General features: G+C 67.8%; 22 protein-coding genes. 8 read left to right on the top strand and 14 right to left on the bottom strand.

What is annotated here, in order from left to right; translation table 11 throughout:
• Positions 1-25: 25 nt before the first annotated feature.
• A complete protein-coding gene (locus tag R4823_RS01115; RefSeq protein WP_087838845.1) occupies positions 26-778 on the bottom strand; it encodes an SDR family oxidoreductase in 753 nt (250 codons plus the stop codon).
• A 172-nt stretch (positions 779-950) separates the two neighbouring features.
• Here R4823_RS01115 and R4823_RS01110 point away from each other — a divergent pair, with 172 nt between their 5' ends.
• Positions 951-2,390 (top strand): FAD-binding oxidoreductase, encoded by a 1,440-nt coding sequence (locus R4823_RS01110; protein WP_338617080.1) that lies wholly within the window; start codon positions 951-953, stop codon positions 2,388-2,390.
• Positions 2,391-2,570: 180 nt separating this feature from the next.
• Here R4823_RS01110 and R4823_RS01105 read toward each other — a convergent pair whose 3' ends face one another.
• From R4823_RS01105 to argS, 3 genes are all read right to left on the bottom strand, one after another.
• Positions 2,571-3,218, bottom strand: a complete 648-nt coding sequence (locus tag R4823_RS01105) for a thiol:disulfide interchange protein DsbA/DsbL (RefSeq protein WP_338617079.1) — start codon at positions 3,216-3,218, stop codon at positions 2,571-2,573.
• A gap of 91 nt (positions 3,219-3,309) precedes the next feature.
• A complete protein-coding gene (locus R4823_RS01100; protein ID WP_243724519.1) occupies positions 3,310-3,915 on the bottom strand; it encodes an SPOR domain-containing protein in 606 nt (201 codons plus the stop codon).
• A 102-nt stretch (positions 3,916-4,017) separates the two neighbouring features.
• Complete coding sequence (gene argS, locus R4823_RS01095) at positions 4,018-5,703, bottom strand: arginine--tRNA ligase (RefSeq protein WP_087838848.1); 1,686 nt, start codon at positions 5,701-5,703, stop codon at positions 4,018-4,020.
• A gap of 243 nt (positions 5,704-5,946) precedes the next feature.
• On the opposite strand from argS, the gene R4823_RS01090 reads away from it, so the two are divergent.
• Positions 5,947-6,270 carry a DUF1840 domain-containing protein gene (locus tag R4823_RS01090; protein ID WP_087838849.1) on the top strand — a complete coding sequence of 108 codons (324 nt, stop codon included), beginning with the start codon at positions 5,947-5,949 and terminating at the stop codon, positions 6,268-6,270.
• Between the two features lie 11 nt (positions 6,271-6,281).
• On the top strand, positions 6,282-6,866 hold the full coding sequence (locus tag R4823_RS01085; protein ID WP_087838850.1) for a DUF924 family protein: 585 nt from the start codon (positions 6,282-6,284) through the stop codon (positions 6,864-6,866).
• Between the two features lie 76 nt (positions 6,867-6,942).
• On the opposite strand, the gene leuA is transcribed toward R4823_RS01085, so the two are convergent.
• From leuA to R4823_RS01065, 4 genes are all read right to left on the bottom strand, one after another.
• A complete protein-coding gene (gene leuA, locus R4823_RS01080; RefSeq protein ID WP_338619242.1) occupies positions 6,943-8,643 on the bottom strand; it encodes a 2-isopropylmalate synthase in 1,701 nt (566 codons plus the stop codon).
• A gap of 86 nt (positions 8,644-8,729) precedes the next feature.
• Entirely contained in the window at positions 8,730-8,957 is a 228-nt protein-coding gene (locus R4823_RS01075) for a hypothetical protein (RefSeq protein WP_132979709.1), read from the bottom strand.
• Complete coding sequence (locus R4823_RS01070; RefSeq protein ID WP_338617078.1) at positions 8,950-9,369, bottom strand: putative toxin-antitoxin system toxin component, PIN family; 420 nt, start codon at positions 9,367-9,369, stop codon at positions 8,950-8,952. The genes R4823_RS01075 and R4823_RS01070 overlap by 8 nt, the downstream gene beginning before the upstream one ends.
• A complete protein-coding gene (locus R4823_RS01065) occupies positions 9,366-9,584 on the bottom strand; it encodes an AbrB/MazE/SpoVT family DNA-binding domain-containing protein (protein ID WP_087838855.1) in 219 nt (72 codons plus the stop codon). Before R4823_RS01065 ends, R4823_RS01070 begins: the two co-directional genes overlap by 4 nt.
• 95 nt (positions 9,585-9,679) lie before the next feature.
• On the opposite strand from R4823_RS01065, the gene prpE reads away from it, so the two are divergent.
• Positions 9,680-11,626 (top strand): propionate--CoA ligase, encoded by a 1,947-nt coding sequence (prpE, locus tag R4823_RS01060; RefSeq protein ID WP_338619241.1) that lies wholly within the window; start codon positions 9,680-9,682, stop codon positions 11,624-11,626.
• On the opposite strand, the gene R4823_RS01055 is transcribed toward prpE, so the two are convergent.
• Positions 11,623-12,525, bottom strand: coding sequence for a LysR family transcriptional regulator (locus R4823_RS01055; RefSeq protein WP_087838857.1), 903 nt, complete (start codon positions 12,523-12,525; stop codon positions 11,623-11,625). The genes prpE and R4823_RS01055 overlap by 4 nt on opposite strands.
• Before the next feature lie 94 nt (positions 12,526-12,619).
• On the opposite strand from R4823_RS01055, the gene R4823_RS01050 reads away from it, so the two are divergent.
• Positions 12,620-13,810, top strand: a complete 1,191-nt coding sequence (locus R4823_RS01050) for an MFS transporter (RefSeq protein WP_338617076.1) — start codon at positions 12,620-12,622, stop codon at positions 13,808-13,810.
• 103 nt (positions 13,811-13,913) lie between these two features.
• Positions 13,914-14,384: an Hsp20 family protein gene (locus R4823_RS01045; protein WP_087838859.1), complete on the top strand. Its 471-nt coding sequence runs from the start codon at positions 13,914-13,916 to the stop codon at positions 14,382-14,384.
• A 36-nt stretch (positions 14,385-14,420) separates the two neighbouring features.
• Here R4823_RS01045 and R4823_RS01040 read toward each other — a convergent pair whose 3' ends face one another.
• On the bottom strand, positions 14,421-15,056 hold the full coding sequence (locus R4823_RS01040; protein ID WP_087839099.1) for a flavodoxin family protein: 636 nt from the start codon (positions 15,054-15,056) through the stop codon (positions 14,421-14,423).
• 134 nt (positions 15,057-15,190) lie between these two features.
• Between R4823_RS01040 and R4823_RS01035 the strand changes: the two genes are divergently transcribed.
• Both R4823_RS01035 and R4823_RS01030 read left to right on the top strand, forming a co-directional pair.
• A complete protein-coding gene (locus R4823_RS01035; protein ID WP_279817182.1) occupies positions 15,191-16,111 on the top strand; it encodes a LysR substrate-binding domain-containing protein in 921 nt (306 codons plus the stop codon).
• 17 nt (positions 16,112-16,128) lie between these two features.
• Complete coding sequence (locus R4823_RS01030; protein WP_087838861.1) at positions 16,129-16,446, top strand: YnfA family protein; 318 nt, start codon at positions 16,129-16,131, stop codon at positions 16,444-16,446.
• Between the two features lie 4 nt (positions 16,447-16,450).
• On the opposite strand, the gene metH is transcribed toward R4823_RS01030, so the two are convergent.
• The 4 genes from metH to R4823_RS01010 form a co-directional block, all read right to left on the bottom strand.
• Entirely contained in the window at positions 16,451-20,221 is a 3,771-nt protein-coding gene (metH, locus tag R4823_RS01025) for a methionine synthase (protein ID WP_338617075.1), read from the bottom strand.
• Between the two features lie 125 nt (positions 20,222-20,346).
• Complete coding sequence (locus R4823_RS01020) at positions 20,347-22,671, bottom strand: molybdopterin-dependent oxidoreductase (protein ID WP_338617074.1); 2,325 nt, start codon at positions 22,669-22,671, stop codon at positions 20,347-20,349.
• A gap of 8 nt (positions 22,672-22,679) precedes the next feature.
• Positions 22,680-23,543: a sulfurtransferase gene (locus R4823_RS01015; protein WP_087838864.1), complete on the bottom strand. Its 864-nt coding sequence runs from the start codon at positions 23,541-23,543 to the stop codon at positions 22,680-22,682.
• A 25-nt stretch (positions 23,544-23,568) separates the two neighbouring features.
• Entirely contained in the window at positions 23,569-24,567 is a 999-nt protein-coding gene (locus R4823_RS01010; RefSeq protein WP_087778255.1) for a tripartite tricarboxylate transporter substrate binding protein, read from the bottom strand.
• Positions 24,568-24,594: the final 27 nt, after the last annotated feature.

The raw sequence follows: 24,594 nt of genomic DNA, 5'->3' as shown, positions 1-24,594 counted from the left end.
AATGCGCCGGATCGGGATCGGCGGGTCAGAGGTGGCGCGGCTTGCGCGGCGCGCGCACGGCGAAATGGTCGTAGACGGCATCGGGCAGGAGGCGCATCAGCTTGGCGACGATGCCCATCTGCCAGGGAATGACGGTGTAGCGGACGCCGCGGTCCAGGGCACGGGAGGCTTTCGCGGCGAACACGTCGGCATCCATCAGGAACGGCATCGAATAGGGGTTGCGCGCGGTCATGGGCGTGCGGATGTAGCCCGGCGCGATGGTCGTGACCCGTATGCCCTGCGGCGACAATTCGTTGCGCAGGCTTTCGCAGTAGGCGATGACCGCCGCCTTAGAAGCGCTGTACGCTCCCGCGCCGGGCAGCCCGCGTATGCCGGCCACGCTGGCGATGCCCGCCAGGTGGCCCCGGCCGGCCTGCTTCATGGCGGGAATGAAGGGCTCGAACGTCGCCACCATGGCGATCAGGTTGGTGTCGATCACGGCGCGGAAAGCGTCGAAATCCCCCATTTCCTCGGTCAACGTGCCGGTGCTGATACCGGCATTGGCGATCACCAGGCCGGTATCGCCCAAGGCCTGAAAATCCCGGGCCGCCGCATGCAGGGCATCGCGGTCACGCACGTCCAGCGCATAGCAGCGGTGCTTGCCCGGCAGCGACGCGGCCAGCGCCTGCAAGGCCTCCTGCCGCCGGCCCACCAGGCCCAGCGTGGCGCCCAGGGCCGCATAGCGGCGTGCCAGCGCCTGCCCGATGCCGCTGCTCGCGCCGGTGATGAAGACGTTCATGCTCCCCTCTCGTAACGTCATCATTATCTCCTTTAATCATGTAGTTCTTACCAAAAATCATTAAGAAACCGTCATCGCGCCGCTCCATTGTCGCGGCGGGACAGCTCCGGCCAGCCGTGGACGAATCTGCGATACTGCGAAAAGAACCGCGTCCGCGGCAACAGAGAGCAAGATGACGTCACTTCCCGTTTCCGATGTGCAAGCCGCGCTGGCCGGACTGGTCGGCCAGGCGAATGTCTATGCCGACCCCGCGGACAAGGCCCGCTACGAAACCGGCGCCCGCTACGGCGACGGCAAGGCCGCCCTGGTGGTGCGGCCGGGTTTGGCCACCGAGGTGGCCGCGGTGGTGCGCTACTGCGTGGACACCGGCACGCCGCTGATCGCGCAGGGCGCCAACACCGGCCTGGTGGCCGCCAGCACGCCTGACGCCAGCGGCACCCAGGTCGTGCTGAGCCTGGAGCGGCTGCGCGGCGAGATCGTGATCGACCGCGCCAACCGCACCGCCACCGTGGGCGCCGGCGTCACGCTGCAGGAACTGAACGACAAGCTGGCCGAACATGGCCTGTGCTTTCCCATCGACCTGGGCGCCAACCCCTCGCTGGGCGGCATGATCGCCACCAACACCGGCGGCTCGCGGCTGATCCGCTACGGCGACGTGCGCCACAACCTGCTGGGCATCGAAGTGGTGCTGGCCGATCCGCCCGGGCAGGTGCTCGACCTGATGAGCGGACTGCGCAAGAACAATACCGGCTACGACCTCAAGCAGCTCTTCGTCGGCGTGAGCGGCGCGGGCGGCATCATCACCCGCGCCGTCGTGCAGGTCCATCCCCTGCCGCGCCAGACCGCCACCGCGCTGATCGTGCCCACCAGCCAGGAAGCCGTGCTGGAACTGCTGATCGCGCTGGAAAGCGAGTTCGGCGATTTCCTGACCGCCTACGAAGGCATGTCCAGCTCCACCGTGCAGTCGGTCATCGACCACGTGCCCGGCGTCGCCAACCCCTTCGCGCCCGAACCCATCCCGGACTACTGCCTGCTGGTGGAACTGGCCGCCACCTCGTCGCGCGAAGTGCTGGGCGTGGACCTGCAATCGGCGCTGAACGACTTCCTGGAACGGCAATTCGACGTACTCGTGGCCAACGCCGTGCTGGATGGCGGCCCCGACCTCTGGAAGATCCGCCACTCCATCAGCGAATCCATCCGTCACCAGGGCAAGCTGATCGCCTTCGACATCGCCGTGCCGCGTTCCTCCATGGTCGACTTCCAGACCACCGCGCGGCGGATGCTGGAAGCCGACTTCCCCTGGCTGCGCCTGTTCGACTTCGGCCACTGGGCCGACGGCGGCACCCACTTCAACATCGTCTGGCCCCATGACGCCACGCCCGCCTACGACACGGACACCGTCGAAAAACTCCGGCTGGCGATCTACGACCTGGTCGTCCGCCAGTTCGGCGGCAGCTTCAGCGCCGAACACGGCGTCGGCCCCTACAACGAACGCTTCTACCACCGCTATGCCTCGCCCGAGGCGCAGGCGCTGTCGGGCAAGATCCAGCATGCGATCGACCCCCGGCATGCGCTGGGCCAAGTCCATTTCGGCCCATCTCCCAAACCCTGACTTTCTCCAGCAAGCAAAAACGGCCTTGCATTCACGATGCAAGGCCGTTTTGTTTCTGGTGTGCAAGGCAAAACGCCGTTCCTCACCAGCCTGGTGTTACCCCAGGATGCGGTGGATCCGGCTTTGCCGGTCCACCCGCATCACCCCCTGGGGGGCGCGCGTAAGCGCGTAGGGGGGGACCTACTTCCTTTCCTTCCCGATCAGGAAGTCCGCGACCTGGAGCGCGCCGAGATTGCTGCCGGTCAGCGACGGCGAGGTCAGGTAGCGGCCGTTGATGGCCAGGGTGGGCACGCCGTCGATCTTGTAGGCCTCGGCCAGCTTGGTGGCGCGCTGCACCTTGCTCTGGACGCCGAAGGAGTTGTAGGCGGCCGTGAACTGGGCACGGTCCAGGCCCTGCTTCTCGGCCCAGTCGAAGATGCGGTTGGCCGTGTTCAGCGGCTGGCGCTGTTCATGGATGGCGGTGAAGACCATGCGATGCAGCTGGTCGACCTTGCCCAGGGCTTCCAGGGTGTAGTACAGGCGCTGCTGCGGCTCCATGCCGGCATTGAAGCGCACCGGCACGCGGCGTACCACGACCTCGGGCGGCAGCTTCTTGATCCAGGCTTCCAGGCTGGGCTCCAGCGCGTTGCAGTGCGGGCAGCTATACCAGAAGAACTCGGTGACCTCGACCTTGCCCGGCGAATCGGTGGCCTGGGGCTGCTGCAGGCGGATGTATTCCGTGCCTTCGCGAGGCTGCTGCGCCTGGGCGGTGCCCGGCAGGGCGGCGACGAAACCGGCGGCCAGGGCCAGGCCGGCGAACATGTGGCGGAAAGCGTAGCGACCGATCATAGAATTCCTTTGGTAACGTGGCCCGGGCGGCAGGCCGGCCGGACGCGGTGGAAACTCGGACCGCGGCAGGCCGCGCGAAGTTCCACCGGGGTCATTTCTTCACGACGGCGGCCTCGATGCCGTTCTCGGCCAGGCGCGCGCGCGTGCGGTTCATGTCGTCGAGCCGGGTGAACGGCCCCACGCGTACGCGGTGCACCGTGCCGGCGGCCACGTCGGCCGTCTCCAGGCGCGCCTCGAACCCCATGAAAGCCAGCTTGGCCTTGAGCGCCTCGGCGTCCTCGATCACGCGATAGGCACCGACCTGGAGGAAATAGGTGCCCGACGCCCCCGCCGCCGGGGCGGGTGGCTGGGAAGGCGCGGCCGCCTGCGGCGCGGAAGGTTGCGCGCCCTTCTTGCTCTTGTCGACGTTCTGGCTGGCCAGGAAATCGCCCAGCGGATCGCGGGTGGCCTGCGGCACCGGCGCGGGCGCCGGCTGCGTGGCCGAGGGGCCCGAGGCCGACGGCGCGCCGGCGGGACCATCCTTGCCGTAAAGGCTGCGGTTCGGATCGGGAGCGTTGGCCGGATCGGGCGGCTGCGCGGGCGAGGCCGGCGGCCGGGTTCCCTTGCTGACGAAGGGCACCGGCGCCTTGGTGATGTAGAACGCCACCAGCACGGCCACCAGCAGGCCGACCAGCAATCCGGCCATCAGGCCGAACATGGTGCCGCCCACCGCGCGCTTGGGCGCGGCCTGGCGCTGGGCCGTGCCGGCCGGTTTGCCGCCGCGGGCGGACTTCGTCTTCGCTGTGGAGGCCATGAATCGTTACATCCGTTGCGGAGCGGAAACGCCCAGCAACGCCAGTCCGTTGGCCAGCACCTGCCGGGTCGCCGCCAGCAGCGCCAGGCGCGCCACCTTCAGCGCCTCGTCGTCCACCAGCACGCGCTCGGCATTGTAGTAGGCGTGGAAATCGGCGGCGCAGTCCTTGAGCCAGAAAGCGACATGATGCGGCGACAGATCGTTGGCCGCGAGCCCCACCATGGACGGAAACTCGGCCAGCCGCTGCAGCAGCAGGAACTCCCGTTCAGCCGTCAGCAACGACGTGTCGGCGCGCGCCAGATCGGCCTCGTCGCCACCCCATTGCGCCAGCACGGAACAGATGCGCGCGTGGGCGTACTGGATGTAGTAGACGGGATTCTCGTCGGTCTGCTTGAGGGCGAGATCGACGTCGAACACGAACTCGGTATCGGCGCGGCGCTGGATCAGGAAATACCGCACCGCATCGCGGCCCACCCAGTCGATCAGGTCGCGCATGGTCACGTAGCTGCCGGCGCGCTTGGAGATCTTGACCTCTTCGCCGCCGCGCATGACCTTGACCATCTTGTGCAGCACGTAGTCGGGATAGCCCTTGGGGATACCGACGTCCAGCGCCTGCAGGCCCGAGCGCACGCGCGCCACGGTGCCGTGATGGTCCGAGCCCTGGATGTTGATGGCCTTGGTGTAGCCGCGCTCCCACTTGGTGACGTGATAGGCCACGTCCGGCACGAAGTACGTATAGCCGCCCTCGGACTTGCGCATGACGCGGTCCTTGTCGTCGCCTTCGCCCAGTTCGGTCGTGCGCAGCCACAGCGCGCCGTCCTGCTCGTAGGTATGGCCGCTGGCGATCAGGCGCTGCACGGTCTGCTCGACCCGGCCCGACGTGTACAGGGAGCTTTCCAGGTAATAGTTGTCGAACTTCAGGTCGAAGGCCTGCAGGTCCAGGTCCTGCTCGCGGCGCAGGTAGGCCACGGCGAACTTGCGGATATCGTCGAGGTTCTCGGGATCGCCCGAGGCGGTGACCGGCTCGGCATCGGCCGCCTGCACCGTCTTGCGAGCCAGGAAGTCCGTCGCGATTTCCGAGATGTATTCACCGCGATAGCCGTCGGCCGGGAAATCCGGATGCTCGGGGCCGAAGCCGCGCGCGCGCGCCTGGACGCTGATGGCCAGGTTCTGGATCTGGTTGCCGGCGTCGTTGTAATAGAACTCGCGCGTGACGTTCCAGCCGCTGGCGTCGAACAGCCGGCAAATAGCATCGCCCAGCGCGGCCTGGCGGGCATGGCCGACGTGCAGCGGCCCGGTGGGGTTGGCCGACACGAATTCGACCATCACCTTGCGGCCGTTGGCCGGCGCGCGGCCGAACTCGGCGCCACGCACGCGGATGGCGTCGATCACCGCCTGCTTGGCGGCGGGCGCGATGCGCAGGTTGATGAAACCGGGGCCGGCGATCTCGGCACTCTGGACGAGCGCGTCCGCGCCCGGCAGCGCCAGCAGCGCATCGACGATGGCCTGCGCCAGCTCGCGGGGATTGCGCTTGAGGGGCTTGGCGATCTGCATCGCCACGTTGGTGGCGGCGTCGCCGTGAGAGGCCACCTTGGGCCGCTCGAGCAGCAAGGTGGGCGTGGCTTCGGGGGCGACGGCCTTGACGGCGGCGCCCAGGAGGCCCAGAAGTTGTTCCTGTTGCTCGGGGAGCATGGCTGGAATGATCGCGCTGAATGAAAAACCAAGAGCGGAATGTTAACAGCCGCGGGCCGGAGAGGGGAAAAGCCACGGACCCCGGCGTTCTCTACTGATGCCGCTCTGTCATCGGAGGTGACATATGATGCTTATGGATACCGAATGGCTCCGGTCGGATGGAGAGAGGTGGCGGCCATCGGGTTGCCCGCGCGGACTTCCGCCATAATGGATACCGGTCAACGACACGGGAAAAGCAACGCCATGATCGTCACCTTCAGATCCAAGGCCGCCGGCGAAGTCATCATGCTGGGCGAGCACGCCAGACCGCTGCTGGAACTGGCCGGCAAGATGCCCGAGATCGCCGCGGGCACGCGCGGCGTCTTCACGCCCGAACAATTGCCCGAGGCCATCCGCCGCATCGAGGCCGCGATAGGCGTCGAGAAGGAGCCTCGCTACGACGAGGACAACCCCGAGGAAAAAGAAAAGGCCGCCAGCCACGTCGGCCTGAGACAGCGCGCCTTCCCGCTGCTGGACATGCTGCGCAAGGCGCAGGCGCAGGACGTCAACGTGACCTGGGAAAGCTGAGGAGCCGCCGCATGACCCGACCACCCTGGCAGGACGTCCTGGACTTCTGGTTCCTGCCTCCCGACGATCCCGGCTACCTGAAGCCCCGCCACGTCTGGTTCCAGAAAAACCCCGACTTCGATGCCGAGATCGAACGGCGCTTCCTGCCGCGGATCGAGCAGGCGGTGGCCGGAGGTTTGCGCGAGTGGAAGCGCGAACTGGGCGGGGCGCTCGCGCGCATCGTGCTGCTGGACCAGTTTCCCCGCAACGTCTGGCGCGGCACGCCGCGCGCCTTCGCCGGCGACCCGCAGGCGCTGGCCGACGCGCTGGAACTGATCGACTCGGGCCGCTACCTGCAACTGCCGCCGGTGCAACGGGAATTCGTCTACCTGCCGCTGATGCACAGCGAGAACCCCGGCATCCAGGAACGATGCGTGGCCCTGTACACGACGCTGGCACAGGAACATCCCGCCTCCCAGAACTCGCTGGACTTCGCCATCCGCCACCGCGACATCGTGGAGCGCTTCGGCCGCTTTCCCCACCGCAACGCCATCCTGGGGCGGGCCAGCACGGGGCAGGAACTGGAGTTCCTGAAACAGCCGGGATCAGGGTTCTGAACCCCAGGCGGGTGGATCCGGTTTTGCCGGTCCACCCGCATCGCCCCGTGCGGCGCCCGTCACCGGGCGGGAGCGATCACACGCTCACTTCGGCGAGCCTGGTGCCCGCGGTGGCCGCCGGCTGCCCGCTGTCGCGCACATGCCGGTTGACCGCGCTCAGCACGGCCTTGAACGAAGCGGTGACGATGTCACTGTCCACGCCCACGCCGAAGCCGGTCGGGGCATCGCCCACCCGCACTTCCACATAGCAGGCGGCGGTCGCGTCGGCGCCCACGCCTATCGAGTGCTCGTGGTAGTCCATCATCCGCATCGGCATGTCCAGCGCCTGCACGAAGGCGTCGATCGGGCCGTTGCCGGTGCCCACCAGGGTGCGCGCCTCGCCGGCGACCTGCACGTCCACCTCGACCCGCACGCCGCCGTCGATGCTGGCCATGCGATGGCGGACGAAGCGATAAGGCTCGTGCTGCTCCAGGTATTCACTGCTGAAGATGGAGTAGACATCGGCGGCGACGACCTCCTTGCCGGTTTCGTCGGTCACGCGCTGGATGGCGCGGCTGAACTCGATCTGCAGGCGGCGCGGCAAGTCGAAACCATATTCCTGCTGCAACAGGTAGGACACCCCGCCCTTGCCGGACTGGCTGTTCACGCGAATGACCGCGTCATAGCTGCGGCCCAGGTCGGCCGGGTCGATGGGCAGGTAGGGAACGTCCCAGACGGCATCCGGCTGGCGCTGCGCGAACCCCTTCTTGATCGCATCCTGGTGCGAACCCGAGAACGCGGTGAAGACGAGGTCGCCCACGTAGGGATGGCGCGGGTGCACCGGCAACTGGGTGCAGTATTCGACGCAGCGGCGCACGTCGTCGATGTCGGAGAAGTCGAGCCCGGGCGAGATGCCCTGGCTGTAGCAGTTCAAGGCCAGGGTGACCAGGTCGACGTTGCCGGTGCGTTCGCCGTGGCCGAACAGGCAGCCCTCGATGCGCTCGGCGCCGGCCAGCACGGCCATCTCGGCCGCCGCGACCGCGGTGCCGCGGTCGTTGTGCGGGTGGACGCTGAGGATGATGCTGTCGCGATTGGCCAGGTTGCGGTGCATCCACTCGATCTGGTCGGCGTAGATGTTGGGCATCGCGCACTCGACCGTGGCGGGCAGGTTCAGGATGATCTTGCGGTTGGGCGTCGCGCCCCAGGCCTCGACCACCGCATCGCACACTTCCTTGGCGAAATCGAGCTCGGACGAACTGAACACCTCGGGCGAATACTGGTAGACCCATTCGGTGTCAGGACGCGCGTCGGTCAACTCCTTGATGAGACGGGTGCCTTCCAGCGCGATCTGCTTGACTTCTTCGCGCGACATGCCGAACACGATGCGGCGGAAGGCCGGCGCAATGGCGTTGTACATGTGCACGATCACCCGGCGGCCGCCCTCGACCGACTCGATGGTGCGGCGGATCAGTTCTTCGCGCGATTGCGTCAGCACCTCGATGGTGACGTCCTCGGGCACCCGGTTCTGGTCGATCAGGCCGCGGATGAAGTCGAAATCCGTCTGCGAGGCCGAGGGAAAGCCGACCTCGATTTCCTTGAAACCGATCTCGACCAGCTTCTCGAACATGCGCGTCTTGCGCTCGCCGTTCATGGGCTCGATCAGGGCCTGGTTGCCGTCGCGCAGATCGGTGCTCATCCAGATCGGCGCCTTGGTCATGCGGCGGTTGGGCCAGCTACGCTCGGAAAAGTCGTAGGCGGGAAAGGGGCGGTATTTCGCCTCGGGATTCTTCAACATGATGGACTGCTCCTGCTACTGCGGACTCGGAATGGACGGATGGACCGTGTGAGTGGCCGAGAGGGGGCTGCCGAACTGCCACGGGGACGCTAGGCCCGGCAACCGATCGGTAGTAGTAGCGAGGAGGCGATGAGGGCGACGATCGCGCGCACGTCGGCACCCGGCGCGGCTTGGCGCAGGGAGGCGGCGGAGCGGATGGCGGATGTGGCCATGGTTGCGATCGTGCTTGGGGAAAAATGCGGATAGATGTGATAGTCAACCACAAATTCGGATTGCTGGCAAGCCGCCTGGGCAAAAACTACGACGCCATCAGGCACCGGCGATGTCGGCGAGATGGTCGGCCGTCCATATGGGGAACGGAGCCTGCGCCCGCAAGGCCAGCAGGTCCGCAGCGCCAGTCACCAGGGCCTCGGCCCCGGCGACATGGGCGAGCACGACGAAGACCTGGTCCTTCTTATCACGGCATTCGGGCAGGATCGGCCAGACGGCGGGCAACGTGACAACCTCGGCATACGGAAGAAAATCCGCGAGCAGGTCGTTCTGGTCACTCGCTGACAACCGGAACTTGGGATAAGCCAGGACACGCAGCAATTCATTGGCGGTAGCCCGGCAGACCAGAGGCGCAAGCCTGCCATCCTGCCAGGCCCGACGCATCCAAGCCAGCCGGCCTGAGGTGAACATCAGCGCCGACAGCACGATGTTGGTGTCGAGCACGACGCGACGCGTCATCGCCGTGCCCAAGCAAGGGCCTCTTCGATATCCTGCTCGGTGATGCCCAGTTGCTCCAGCTTGTCACGGACGGCTTGAGCCTGATGGACCCTGACCGGGGTCAATACGATGCGTCCGTTCTCGACCGTTACGTCGAAATAGTCCGTCTCGTCCACGCTGGAGACCGCGGCCTTGGGCAAGGTGATCTGGTTTTTCGATGTCAACTTGGCAAGCATAGGAAACTCCACAAACCAATAATTCTTACTTCCTTACTTGATCATATCAAGGAATCACGCTCTATCTAAGTCCGGGGTAAACCCGGGATACCCCCCTGCCCAACGCCGGTTCACCATCATCCGATAACCAGAAGGAGACTGCCGTGGCAAGCTACCAGGCCTTCCATGCCCGCTCGGTGGACCAACCCGGGCCATTCTGGAGCGAGCAGGCCCGGCTCGTCGACTGGCACGCGCCGGCCGCCCAGCCCCTGGACCTGTCGCATCCTCCCTTCTCGCGCTGGTTCGTCGGCGGACTGACCAATCTCTGCCATAACGCGGTCGACCGGCACCTGGCCGAACGCGGCGGCCAGCCCGCGCTGATCCACGTCTCGACCGAAACCGGCACCGAGTCCGCCTACTCCTACGCGCAGTTGCACGACGAAGTGAACCGGATGGCCGCGGCGATGCAGGCCCTGGGCGTGCGGCGCGGCGACCGGGTGCTGATCTACATGCCCATGATCCCCGAGGCCGCGTTCGCGATGCTGGCCTGCGTGCGGATCGGCGCCATCCACTCGGTGGTGTTCGGCGGCTTCGCCTCGGCCAGCCTGGCCACGCGCATCGACGATGCCCGGCCGACGCTGGTGGTGTCGGCCGATGCCGGATCGCGCGCGGGCAAGGTGATCCCCTACAAGCCCCTGCTGGACGAGGCGCTGCGCCTGGCCTCGCATGCGCCGGCCAGCGTGCTGCTGGTGGACCGGGGCCTGGCGCCCATGTCCTTGCAGGAAGGGCGGGACCACGACTACACGGCGCTGCGCGAGCGGCATGCGCATGCCCGCATTCCCTGCGTCTGGCTGGAGTCGAACGAGCCCTCCTACATCCTCTACACCTCCGGCACCACGGGCAAGCCCAAGGGCGTACAGCGCGACACCGGCGGCTACGCCGTGGCGCTGGCCGCGTCGATGCGCCACATCTTCTGCGCGCAAGCGGGCGACGTGATGTTCACCACCTCCGACGTCGGCTGGGTGGTGGGCCACAGCTACATCGTCTACGGGCCGCTGATCGCAGGCATGACGACGCTGATGTACGAAGGCACGCCGGTGCGCCCCGATGGCGCGATCTGGTGGAAGCTGGTGGAGCAGTACCGCGTCACCCACATGTTCAGCGCGCCCACCGCGATACGGGTGCTGAAGAAGCAGGATCCGGAAACCCTGCGCCGCCATGATCTTTCCACGCTGCGCACCTTGTTCCTGGCCGGCGAGCCGCTGGACGAGCCCACCGCGCGCTGGATACACGAGGCCATCGGCAAGCCGGTGGTCGACAACTACTGGCAGACCGAGACCGGCTGGCCCATGCTGGCGCTGCCGCGCGGAGTGGAGGATCTGCCCACCAAGTTCGGCTCGCCCGGCCTGCCGGTGTACGGCTATCGGCTGAAGATCGTGGACGAACAGACGGGCGAGCCGTGCCCGCCCGGGCGCAAGGGCGTGGTGGCGCTGGAGGCGCCGCTGCCGCCGGGCTGCATGACCACGGTCTGGGGCGATGACGAACGCTACGTCTCCACCTACTGGTCGGGCTTTCCCGGCAAGCTGCTGTATTCCAGCTTCGACTGGGGCATCCAGGACGAGGACGGCTACGTCACCATCCTGGGCCGCACCGACGACGTCATCAACGTCGCGGGACATCGGCTGGGCACGCGCGAAATCGAGGAAAGCGTCTCCAGCCATCCGGACATCGCCGAGGTCGCCGTGGTGGGCGTGCAGGACGCGCTGAAGGGCCAGGTGGCGATGGCCTTCGCCATCGCGCGCAGCGTCGAGCGTGCCGCGACACCCGAAGGTCGCATGCGGCTGGAAGGCGAGGTCATGCAGACGGTCGAGCGCCGGCTGGGCGCGGTGGCCCGCCCGGCGCGGGTGTTCTTCGTGAACGCGCTGCCCAAGACACGCTCGGGCAAGCTGCTGCGGCGGGCCATCCAGGCCATTGCCGAAGGGCGCGACCCCGGCGACCTCACCACCATCGAGGACGCCGGCGCGTTGCAGCAGTTGAAAGAGGCGATGTTTCCGCCGGCCTAGCGCTTGGCGGCCGCGGCCAGCGCCTGGCAGAAGGCCCGCGCCGCGGGCCCCGGCGGCGCGTCCACCCGATGCGCCAGATAGGCCTCCGACGCCAGCGAGCTGTCGCGGCCCAGCGCCGACACGGCCAACCGCACCAGCCGGCCCTCGGCCAGGTCCCGCTCCACCTGCCATGCCGGCAGGCGCCCCCAGCCCACGCCCGCAAGGATGAGCTGGTGCTTGGTGTCCTGCGTGTTGACGCGGCAGGTCTGCGGCGAAAGCACGCCGAAGTCCTGTCCCGGCGTCAACGAGGAAGGATCGGCCAGCACGATCTGCAGATGGCCGGCCAGGTCCGCCATCTGCAAGGGCAGGGCCATTGCCGCCAGCGGGTGGGATGCGCCGGCCACCGCCACCACCTCGACCGCCGCCAGGGCTTGCATGGCGATCTTCGGACTGCGAAAGTGCTCGCCCACCGTGATGCCCACGCCATAGCGCCGATCGAGCAGGCCCGACAGCGGCCCGCCCAGCGGCTCGACCGCCAGCCGCACCGCCACGGCCGGGTAGCGGGACCGCATGACGTTCAGGGCCTGCGCGACCCAGGCGATGGGGAACAGCGTATCGACCACCAGCGCAAGCTCGAGTTCGACACCTTCGCCCATGCCTCGGGCCCGCGCACGCATGGCGTCCACGCGCAGCAGAATATCCCGTACGTTGGACAATAGGGCCTGCCCCTCGTGAGTCAGGACAGGGCGATGTCCGCCGCGATCGAACAGCGCGACGCCCAGTTCTCCTTCCATCCTGGCGATGGCATGGCTGACGGCCGACTGCGCGCGCCGCAGCCGGCCGGCCCCCGCCCGGAAGCTTCCCGTTTCCGCCACGGCGGCGAACACACGCATCTGGTCCAGGGTCAGGGCGTCGATCATGATCAATTATTTGGATAGAAAACATCTAAATAATGTCACTTTTGTCGATCGACGGCCAACCCTATGCTGGCAGCCTGACGAACAGGAATGCACGATGCGGGCAAGCCATCAAGACATCGCGGTACGGGAAAAGAACAGCTGGGCGAGTGTCGCGGTCATCGTCGGCGGCGGCGTGGTGCTGGCGCTGCAGGTCGGCAAGGCCTCGATCGCCGCGCCGCTGCTGCGCGCCGACATGGGACTGGACCTGGCCGCCATCGGCTGGCTCACGGCCGTCATCGCCGTGCTCGGCATGCTGGGCGGCATGCCCGCCGGATCGCTGGTGGCGGCCCGTGGCGACCGCCACGTCTTTCTTGCCGGCCTGGGCACCAGCGCGCTGGGCGCGGCACTGGGCGCGGGCGCGCCCGGCTATGCCTGGCTGCTGGCTTCCCGTCTGCTCGAAGGCCTGGGGTTCCTGCTGGTGGTCGTCGCCGGGCCGGCGCTGCTGCAACGCGTGGTCGCCGCCGCACAGCGCGATCTGGCCTTCGCGCTGTGGAGCTGCTTCATGCCCACCGGCATCGCGCTGGCGATGTTGCTCGGTCCCCTGTTCTCGTCCTGGCGGATCTTGTGGTGGAGCAGCGCGGCGCTATCGTTGGCCGCTGCGGCCTCCGTCCTGCTGCTTCCTCCTTCGGCGCGCGGCGCTTGGCGGGGATGGCGCGACACGGGCCGCGACGCGCTGGCGACGCTGCGTGGCCGGGACCCCTTGCTGCTGGCCGCGGGATTCGGACTGTACAGCCTGCAGTTCTTCGCGCTGTTCAATTTCCTGCCCATCCTGCTGACCGAACGGATGAGGATGCCGCTACAGACCGCCGGGCTCCTGGCCGCCGCGGCCACGGCGGCCAACATCGCCGGCAATCTCTGCGCCGGCATCCTGATGGAGCGCGGGGTGGCCAGATGGGCGCTGGTGGCCTGCGGCAGCGTCGTCATGGGCCTGGCGGGAAGCGGGGTCTTCCTGTCCGTGCTGCCCGACGCCGGCAGCTTCGCGCTGTGCATGCTTTTCTCGGCCGCCGGCGGACTGATCCCCGCCACGCTGCTGGCGACGGCTCCGCGCGCGGCGCCCAGTCCGGCCCGGGTGCCGCTGGTGGTCGGGCTGATGATGCAAGGCAACAACCTGGGCCAGGTCGTGGGTCCGGCCGCGGTCGGCGGCCTGATCCAGTCATACGGCTGGCCCGCCGCGGCGGGCATCGCCGGCGTGGCGGGCGTGCTGGCGCTGGCCGTGGCCCTGGGACTGCGACAGTCCGGAAGATGAATGGCAGGGACTTGAAATGCGCGCGATCGTCCAGAGATTGGGTTCAGGGGATGCCACAATCGGGTCCCCGGTGAAACTTGCTGACTATCAGGAGATTCGAGCCATGAACGCTACTTTTTCGCTGGCGCCCTTGTTCCGCCAATCGGTCGGATTCGACCGCTTCAATGACCTTTTCGAGTCCGTCTTGCGCAACGACACGGGCAGCACCTATCCGCCCTACAACGTCGAGAAGCGCGGCGACGACGACTACCGCATCGTGATCGCGGCGGCCGGGCTACGCAACGAAGACCTGGACCTGCAGGTCGAGAGCGGCGTGCTGACCGTGACCGGCGGCCGCCGTGAAAAAAGCGAAGAGGCCGTCACCTACCTGCACCAGGGCATCGCGCAACGCGCGTTCAAGCTGTCGTTCCGCTTGGCCGACCATATCGAAGTGCGCGGAGCGCATCTCGAGAACGGCCTGTTGAACATCGACCTGGTCCGGGAAGTGCCCGAGGCGGCCAAGCCCCGGCGCATCGAGATCGGCAGCGCCGCCCCCGCGCCGCGCGAGCAACCCGCGCTGGCCAACGCCGCCTGACGGCACGGCGGAGCGGCAACGCTCCGCCCTTCTTCCTTACGCCGCTGCATCCCACACGTCGTGGCTGCGCGGCGTATCGATGCGATAGTCCGTATAGGGCCGCTGCAGCAGCTCGGCTCCCAGCCGCCTGGCCGCGCCGACCGGGTCGCGGGGGTCGCGCGCGACTTCGCCCCGGCGATTGCCCGAACCGTGCACATAGCCGACGAAGGCCGAATGGCTGTACCGGGCGAATTCCTGCACCTGGTGCACGATGCCCAATCCCGCTCCGGGATAGCTTTCTTCCGAGGCCAGCGTCAGCGCCAGCCGCTTGCCCTGCATGCGCGTCATCACCTCGGCATGATGCGGGTAGGCGGCCGAGTAATAGGCGAACGACCGGTCGAAGAAAGCCTTGGTCTGCGCCGACATTCCGTACCAGTAGATGGGCGTGCAGAACACCACGCCGGCGGCGGGCAGGAACTCTTCCAGGAAGAGTTCGCCGTAGCGATCGGCCGGCAGCCCGGACGCAGGCGTACGGTCGCCCAGGAATCCGCTGATGTAGTCGTCCAGGAAACGCAGGCGTGGGGCAAGTCCCGCCTCCTGCGCGCCGGTCTCGACCGCGCGGGCCAGCAGTGCACTGTTGCCGTCCCGGCGGGGGCTGCCGATCAGGATGAGTATCGAAGAAGATGAGTCCATGTCATGCATTCCCGTAGAAAGAAGTTTCCCGGACTCGCCGGGGATGGAAAGAATGTAGGGGCATGCCGCGGTTATTGGCGAATGAGCTTCTTTCCAATAAGATGAATTGAATTCATCTCCAGGCCACTAATCCAGTGTTCGCCCGACTGCCTCTGAGCGCCCTGCGCACGTTCGAAGCCGCCGCGCGGCTGCGCAGCTTCAAGCTGGCCGCGCAGGAACTGCACGTCACGCCCACCGCGGTGTCCCACCAGATCCGGACGCTGGAGCACCACCTGGGGGTGGCCCTGTTTCAGCGCGAGGCGCGCGGCGTGACGCTGACCGCGCCGGGGGTACGGCTACTGGAAACCGTGCACGGCGCGCTCCTGGACATCGGCCAGGCCATGGACGCCCTGCGGCCGCGGCCCGGCACGGGCGTGGTCACCGTCACCACCACGCATTCCTTCGCCGCCCTATGGCTCGTGCCCCGGCTGGGCCGCTTCTACCAGGAACATCCCGGTTGCGAAGTGCGGCTGGACGCCACCGAGCGCGTGGTCGACCTGTTGCAGGACGCCAGCGTGGACGTGGCCATCCGCTACGGCGGGAACGAGCCGCCGGGCCTGCTGGCACCGGCGGCGCTGGCCGAGTCCTTCGGCGTCTATGGCACGCCGGCGGCCGTCCGCGCGGCCGCCAAGGCCAGGCCGACACTGATCTCGGTGCAATGGCGCGACTCCACCCTGTACGAGCAGGGCTGGCGGCAGTGGTGCGCGGCGGCGGGCCTGCGCTGGCTGGACGGACGGCCGTCCATGCGGCATTACGAGGAAGAGCACTACGCCTTGCAGGCCGCGATCGCGGGCCAGGGGCTGGTGCTGGCGAGCTCGGTCATGGTCTCGGATGCCGTCGGCGCCGGGCTGCTGAAGCCGTTCAAACCGCGAATACGCGTGCCGGGCGACCGCTATACCGTGTTGTGCGCTCCCGGCCGCGAACGCCACCCTCCCGCGCGCGCCTTCCTGGCCTGGATCGAAAGGGAGTTCGCCGGCGCGCGCGACGGCCAGCCGGTCGGCCGGCCGACTCGGTGAAGTGCCAAAATACCGGCATGCGCACCTTTCTTCTCTACGTCGCCACCGCCTTGGCGGAGATCGTCGGCTGCTACCTTCCCTACTTATGGCTGCGGGAAGGGCGCTCGGTTTGGCTGCTGGTTCCCGCGGCGGCCAGCCTGGCGTTGTTCGCCTGGCTGCTGACCCTGCACCCCACCGCCGCCGGCCGGGTCTATGCCGCCTACGGCGGCGTCTACATCGGCGCCGCCATCGTGTGGCTGTGGGCCGTGGACGGCATACGGCCCACCTCGTGGGACGTGGCGGGCGCGGCGGTGGCGCTGGCCGGCATGGGGATCATCATTTTCCAGCCGCGCTAGGAGGTCACAAACTGCTCATCAACGCCCGCCGCAGTTCGTTCTCGCTGCGTCCGCTGCGCGACGCGTAATCCGCCAGCTGGTCCTCGCCGATCTTCCCGACGTTGAAATACTGCGACTCGGGATGGCTGAAGTAGAAGCCGGATACGGCCGCGGCGGGGTACATGGCCAGGCTGTCGGTCAGTTCCATGCCGATGTCCTGGCAGGCCATGACCTCGAACATGTCGCGCTTGACCGTGTGCTCGGGGCAGGCCGGGTAGCCGGGCGCGGGACGGATGCCGCGATAGGCCTCCTTGATCAGCGCCTCGTTGTCCAGGGCCTCATCCGGCGCGTAGCCCCACAGGTCCTTGCGCACGCGCTCGTGCATGGCTTCGGCGAAGGCCTCGGCCAGCCGGTCGGCGATGGCCTTGAGCATGATGCTGGAGTAGTCGTCGAGCTGTTTCTGGAACTCGGCTTCCCACTTCTCGATGCCCAGGCCGCCGGTGACGGCGAACATGCCGATGTAGTCGGCAATCCCGCTGGACTTGGGCGCGATGAAGTCGGCCAGGCATTTGTTGTCCACGCCTTCGCGCTTGGCGGTCTGCTGGCGCAGGTTGCGCCAGGTGAACAGGACCTTCTGGCGCGACTCGTCGGCGTAGATCTCGATGTCGTCGTCGTTGACGCTGTTGGCGGGGTAGAAGGCCACGACGCCGTTGGCGGTCAGCCAGCGGCCTTCGATCACGCGCTTGAGCAGCGCCAGGCCATCGGCATGGACCTTGCGGGCCGAGTCGCCCACGACCGCGTCGTCCAGGATGGCGGGGAAGGCGCCGTGCAGGTCCCAGGTCTGGAAGAAGGGCTGCCAGTCGATATAGCGCGCGATCTCGGCCAGGTCGAAGTTCTTGAACGTGCGACGGCCGATGAACTTGGGCCGCGGCGGCTGGTAGCCGTCCCACGCGATGGGCGGCTTGTTGGCGCGCGCCTCGGCCAGCGGGATCAGCGGCGTGGCCTTGCGGTTGGCGTATTGCTCGCGCACGCGCTCGTATTCGGTCTTGATCTCGGCGATGTACTGCGCGGCCTGGTCCGACACCAGGTTCTGCGCCACGCCCACCGAGCGGCTGGCGTCGGTCACGTAGATGACCGGGCCTTCGTAGTGCGGCGCGATCTTCACGGCCGTGTGCACGCGGCTGGTGGTGGCGCCGCCGATCAAGAGCGGCAGGTTGCGTTCGCGGAAGTAGTCGTCGCGCTGCATCTCGGCGGCGACGTAGGCCATTTCCTCCAGGCTGGGCGTGATCAGGCCCGAGAGGCCGACGATGTCGGCCTTTTCTTCCTTGGCCTTGGCCAGGATTTCCGCGGCCGGCACCATGACGCCCATGTTGACGACTTCGAAGTTGTTGCACTGGAGCACGACGCTGACGATGTTCTTGCCGATGTCGTGCACGTCGCCCTTGACCGTGGCGATGACGATCTTGCCCTTGGAGCGGACGTCGCCGCCGGCGGCCTCGATCTGGCGCTTTTCTTCCTCGATGAAGGGAATGAGGTGGGCCACGGCCTGCTTCATCACGCGCGCGGACTTCACCACCTGCGGCAGGAACATCTTGCCCGAGCCGAACAGGTCGCCCACGACGTTCATGCCGTCCATCAGCGGCCCCTCGATCACCTCGATGGGGCGGCCGCCGCGTGCGTCCACGGCCTGGCGGGCTTCCTCGGTGTCCTCGACGATGTAGGTGTTGATGCCGTGCACCAGCGAGTGCGTCAGCCGCTCGCCGTAGGGCAGGCTGCGCCAGGCCAGGTCTTCTTCCTTTTTGGCGCCCGAACCCTTGATCGTGTCGGCGAACTGCACCAGCCGCTCGGTGGACGTGCGTTCGTCGCCCGGGTCCTTGCGGCCGAGCGGTTCGGCGCGGTCCAGCACCACGTCTTCCACCAGGTCGCGCAGCACCGGGTCCAGGTCGGCGTACACGCCCAGCTGGCCGGCGTTCACGATGCCCATCGTCAGCCCTTCGCGGATGGCGTGGTACAGGAAGACCGTGTGGATGGCCTCCCGCATCGGCTCGTTGCCGCGGAACGAGAAGCTGACGTTGGAGATGCCGCCCGACACCTTGGCGTGCGGCAGGTTCTGCCGGATCCAGCGCGTGCCCTCGATGAAGTCCACGGCGTAGTGGTTGTGCTCGTCGATGCCGGTGGCGATGGCGAACACGTTCGGGTCGAAGATGATGTCCTCGGGCGGGAAGCCCACTTCTTCCACCAGCAGCTTGTAGGCGCGTCCGCAGATGTCGATGCGGCGCTGGAGCGTATCGGCCTGGCCCTGCTCGTCGAAGGCCATGACCACCACCGCCGCGCCGTAGCGCCGGCACAGCCGGGCCTGGTGAAGGAAGGGCTCGATGCCTTCCTTCATCGAGATCGAATTGACGACGGACTTGCCCTGCACGCACTTCAGGCCGGCCTCGATCACGCTCCACTTGGAGCTGTCGATCATGACCGGCACGCGCGAGATGTCGGGTTCGGAGGCGATCAGGTTCAGAAAGCGCGTCATGCTGGCCTGCGAATCCAGCATGGCCTCGTCCATGTTGATGTCGATGATCTGCGCGCCGTTCTCGACCTGCTGGCGGGCCACGGCCAGCGCCTCGTCGAATTTCTCCTCGCGGATCAGGCGGGCGAACATCTTGCTGCCGGTGACGTTCGTGCGCTCGCCCACGTTGACGAACAGGGTCTCTTCGTCGATGTTCAGCGCCTCCAGGCCGGACAGGCGCATCTTCGCCTCGATCACCGGGGGCTGGCGCAGCGGCAGCCCCGCCACCTTGTCGGCGATGGCGCGTATGTGGTCAGGCGTGGTGCCGCAGCAGCCGCCCACGACGTTGACGAAGCCGGCGCGGGCGAACTCTTCCAGCAGGCGCGAGGTGTCTTCCGGCGTTTCGTCGAAGCCCGTGTCGCTGAGCGGATTGGGCAGGCCGGCGTTCGGATAGACACAGACGAAGGTGTCGCTGATCTTCGACAGCTCGGCGATGTAGGGCCGCATCAGCGCCGCGCCCAGCGCGCAGTTCAGGCCGATGGTGATGGGGCGGGCGTGGCGTACCGAGTTCCAGAAGGCTTCGACCGTCTGCCCCGACAGGATGCGCCCGGAGGCGTCGGTGACCGTGCCCGAGACCATGACGGGCAGGCGCTCGCCGCGCGCCTCGAACACTTCCTCGACGGCGAAGATGGCCGCCTTGGCGTTCAGCGTGTCAAAGATGGTCTCGATCAGGACGAGGTCGATGCCGCCGTCGAGCAGTCCGTTCAACTGCTCGGTATAGGCCGCGCGCAGCTCGTCGAAGGTGACGTTGCGCGCCGCCGGATCGTTCACGTCGGGCGAGATGGACGCGGTCTTGGGCTGGGGCCCCAGCGCGCCCGCCACGAAACGGGGCCGCTCCGGCGTGCCGAACTCGTCGCAGGCCTGGCGCGCCAGCCTGGCCGAGGCCAGGTTCAGCTCGTAGGCCAGTTCGGGCAGCTCGTAGTCGCCCTGGGCGATGGAGGTAGCGCCGAAGGTATTGGTCTCGATGATGTCCGCGCCCGCGGCCAGATAGCCGCGGTGGATTTCCAGGATGACCTCGGGCCGGGTCAGGCTGAGCAGCTCGTTGTTGCCCTTCACGTCCTTGCCGTGGCCGGCGAAGCGCTCGCCCCGGAACGCCGCCTCGTCCAGCTTGTAGCGCTGGATCATGGTGCCCATCGCGCCGTCCAGGATCAGGATGCGCTCGGTCAGGAGGCGCGCGAACTCGGCGCCGCGCGTGTAGGACGAAGGGGGATAGGGAAGGGCGGGGAAAGACATGGACGACACGGGGCCTCGCAGGATCCCTGGCACAGGCCCCTGGGAGGCACGGCCAGCCAGGGGGTGGACTGGCTAACCCGCTATTTTACCAAGGGCAACGAAGGTGCCCCATACTGGCGTCGAATTCAGCGGGCACCGGGAACCGGCGGCTCGAAAGCGCGGATGGCCGGAAGCGGGCCATCGTAGCGTTCGGCCTGGACCGCGGTGAGCTGTCCCGTGCAACCCTGGGCCAGCGAGGACGTGCCCGCGTCGCGCGTCAGCACGTTGGGATTGCCGTGTACGCACAGGGGCGGGCCGTCGTCCTGCCTGTCCGCGGGGTCATACCAGGCCCCGGTAGGCAATTGCACCACGCCAGGCCGAATGTCGGTGCTCAAGGCAGCGCTTGCCAGGCAGGCCCCGCGGCCGTTGGACAGGCGCACGATGTCGCCCTCGCGAATGCCGCGCGCCGCTGCGTCGTCCGGATGCATGGTGCATACCTCCCGGCCATCTCGCTTGGCTCCCGCGCTGTGGCGGCCGAAGTCCAGCTGGCTGTGCAGCTTGGTCGCCGGCTGGTTGGCGACGAGATACAGCGGATGAGCGTCGGTAGGCGCGTCCTGCGGCGCCAGCCAGGCGGGGTGCCCGGGGCAATCGGCATAGCCGAAGCCTGCCACCACGGGTGAACTCACTTGCACCTTGCCGCTGGGAGTGGGCAGCGGCGCGCCGGCGGGATCCTTGCGGAACGCGCGCAGGATGCCGCCATCGTCTTCGCGCTGTGGCAGTACCAGGCTTCCCTGCCGCCAGAATGTCTCGAAGTCCGGGGCCTCGCCGCCGAGTTCGCGCAGGGCGGCACGGGTCCGCTCGTACAGATGTTCCAGCCACTGGCGGCTGGTGCGTCCCTCGGTGAACGCCTCGTGCGTGCCCAGCCGCCCGGCCAGCGCGGCGAAGATGTCGTAGTCGTCGCGCGCCTGCCCGTTGGGGGGCGCAATGCGGTGCATGGCGACGACCAGCGGATCGGTGGGCGTGGCGCCGATGTCTTCGCGCTCCAGGGTCATGGTGCTGGGCAGAACGATGTCGGCATGGCGAGCCGTGGCGGTCCAGGCGATCTCATGCACGACGAAGGTATCGAGCTGGCGGAAAGCCCTCGCCAGCCGGGCCAGGTCCTGGTGATGGTGGAAGGGGTTGCCGCCCGCCCAGTACGCCAGGCGGATGCGGGGGTAAGTGCGGGTCTGGCCGTTGTAGGCATAGGACTGCCCCGGATGCAGCAGCATGTCCGCGACGCGCGCCACGGGGATGAAATCCTTCACGCCATTGGTGCCCTGGGGCAGCGCGGCCACCGGCACGGCGTTGCTGCGCTTGCCGTAGTGCGCCAGCGTCCCCAGTGCATAGGCATAGCCTCCGCCAGGCAGGCCGAGCTGGCCGAGCACCGCGCCCAGCACCGCGCCGGCCCATACCGGCTGTTCCCCATGCTCGGCGCGCTGGAGCGAATGCGACACCGTCACCAATACCCGCTTGCCGGGCAGGCTGCGTGCCAGCTCGGCGATTTCGGCGGCCGCGAGGTCGCATTTCGGCGCGGCCCAGGCCGCGGACTTGGGCTGCCCGTCGCTCCGCCCCATCAGGTAGTCCTCGAAGCGGTCCCAGCCGTCGCAATACCGGTCGAGGAAGGCGCGGTCGTGCATGCCCTCGGCCACCAGCGTATGCATCAGGCCGAGCATGAGCGCCGTATCGGCGCCCGGCCGGATCGCCAGCCAGCGGGCATCCGCCTCTGCCGGCATATCGCTGCGCAGGGGACTGATGCAGAAGAACCGGCAACCGCGGCGCGCCGCATCGTGCATGGCGCCGCGCTCGACGTGGCGGCTGATGCCGCCGCTGGCCACGCGCGAGTTCTTCAGCGCCATGCCGCCGAAAGCCAGCACCACGTCGGTATGGGCGACGATCTGTTCCCAGGTGACGTTGCGCCGGGCGACTTCGTCCATGCTGCCCAGGATGTGGGGCAGGATGACGCCCGAGGCGCCCGCGCTGTAGCTGTTGACCGAGCGGACGTAGCCGCCCAGCGAGGTATTCAGGAAACGGTGGACCTGGCTCTGGGCATGGTGGAAACGCCCGGCGCTGGACCAGCCGTACGAGCCGCCGAATATTGCCTCGGGACCATGGCTTTGCTTGACGCGGGAAAGCTCCGCGGCCAGGCGGTCGAGCACCTCGTCCCAGGACATGGCCACGAATTCGTCGCGGCCGCGCCTGGCGTCGGGCCCCGGTCCGTTTTCCAGCCAGCCCCGGCGCACCATGGGCTGCGTGACGCGCGCGGGATGGTCCAATGCCCCGGGGAAATTCTCGATGATGGGATTCGGATCGGGATCGTCCGGATGCGGCTGCACGATCAGCCCGCTCCGGTCGAGCCGCGCCTGGAAGACGCCCCAGTGCGCGCTGTGCGGCAGCATGCCCGGTGACGGAAACGCGGTGTCGATGTCGGCCATGGCGCGCCTCAGTCCTGCGGGCCGGTGGCCACGGGGGCGTCGGGCTGCGCCGACCATTCGCTCCATGAACCGGGATACAGCGCCGCGCCGGGGAGGCCCGCCACCGCCTGGGCCAGCAGGTTGTGGCAGGCCGTGACGCCGGAGCCGCATTGGTTGACCCACTGCCGCACCGGCACGCCGCCCGCCAGCGCTTCGAAGTCGCGGCGAAGTTCCTCCGCGGAACGGAACAGGCCGGCGTCGGTGAGGTTGTCGCGGAAGAAGCGATTGCGCGCGCCGGGGATGTGGCCGCCTATCGGATCCAGGGTCTCGTTCTCGCCCCGGAAGCGGTCGGCGGCACGGGCATCCATGATCAGGTATTCACCGCTTCCCAGGCTGGCCCGCAAGGTATCGAGGGAGACGGTGCGGGTCAGCGCATCGCGCAGCGAGAACGTGCCGCTGGCCGCGCGCGCCGGTTCATCGGTCTCGACGGGAAGGCCGGCGGCGCGCCAGGCGGCCATGCCGCCGTCGAGCACGGCCGCCGCGCGATGGCCCGCCCAGCGCAGCAGCCACCACAAGCGAGCCGCGAACATGCCGCCGGCGTTGTCATACGCCACGACCTGGGTGTCGTCGTGGGCGCCGAGCGCGCGCATGGCCCGGGCGAAAGAGTCCCGCTCGGGCAGCGGATGGCGGCCATTGGTGCCGGTCTTGGCGCCGCTCAGCACCTCTTCCAGGTCGGCATGGCGGGCGCCGGGAATGTGGCCGCCCTCGTAGAGGCGCCGGCCGGCCCGACGGTCGGCAAGGTCGAAACTGCAATCGACCACCAGCACCTTGGAGCGATCCGCGGACAGTGCCTGCGCCAGTTCGTCGACACCTACCAGGGTTTCGTACTGCATGCTTGCTTCCTTAGTCGGACGGGGATCACAACCCCATCATCTTCATCAGCTCGGGCGTGACCGCTTCGCGGTATTGCTCGATGTCACGGAGCACGTACTCGCGGAACTTGTCCATGGGCACGTCCTTTTCGACTGCCGCATCCTTCCGGATGGCCTCCCGCACGGCGGGATCCTTCAAGGCCATGCCGAGATGATGCGACAGCTTTTCCACCACGGCCTTGGGCGTGCCGGCAGGCGCCGCCAGTCCGTACCATTGCGTCATCGTCATGTTCACGCCCAGCTCCTTGAAGGTGGGCACGTCGGGCAGCGCCGGGCTGCGTTCTTCGCCGGTCAGGGCCAGCACGCGCAGTTGCCCCTGCCTCACCTGGCCGATCAGGGGCGAAGCCGTCGCGAAGAACAGGTCCACCTGCCCGCCGATGAGATCGGCGATGGCGGGCCCCGAGCCCTTGTACGGCACGTGCAGCAGATTGAGCCCGGCCAGCGACTTGATGCGTTCCATGCCGATGTGGGCCGCGCCGCCGGTACCGGTGGACGCGAAGGTCAGCTCCTTCTGCCTGGCGGTCTTCAGCACCTCGGCCGCGCTCTTGTATGACGAGTTGTGGGACACGAACATGCCATGCGGCGCTTCCAGGATGAGGCCGATCATGGCGAAGTCGTCCGGGACCTTGTAACGCAGTTGTTGCGGCTTGAAGGCCGGCGACGCCGCGAAGTTGCCGCTCATGGCCAGGATCAGGGTGTATCCGTCGGGATTGGCGCGCGCCACCTGCTCGGCGGCAATGTTGCCGCCGGCGCCGGGACGGTTTTCCACCACCACGGTCTGGCCCAGCGTCTTGCTCAGGGCCGAAGCGATCAACCGGCCATACAGGTCGCCCCCGCCGCCAGGGGGAAATCCGACCAGCAGCGTGATCGGCCGTTCGGGATAGGCGGCCTGCGCCGCCTGCGGCATGGCAAGCGCGGCGCAGGCGCATGCGAAGGCGCCCGCCGCCAAGGCGGCGCGGCGCGAAACAGTCTTGGTGAACGCCATCGATGATCTCCTTTGGTTCTTTTGTAT

Origin of the sequence: Pigmentiphaga sp. CHJ604 (assembly GCF_036972535.1) — a bacterium.
Taxonomy (GTDB): domain Bacteria; phylum Pseudomonadota; class Gammaproteobacteria; order Burkholderiales; family Burkholderiaceae_B; genus Pigmentiphaga; species Pigmentiphaga daeguensis.
Note: the sequence above shows the minus strand (reverse complement) of the source record. Positions and strands in the feature narration are given on the sequence as shown.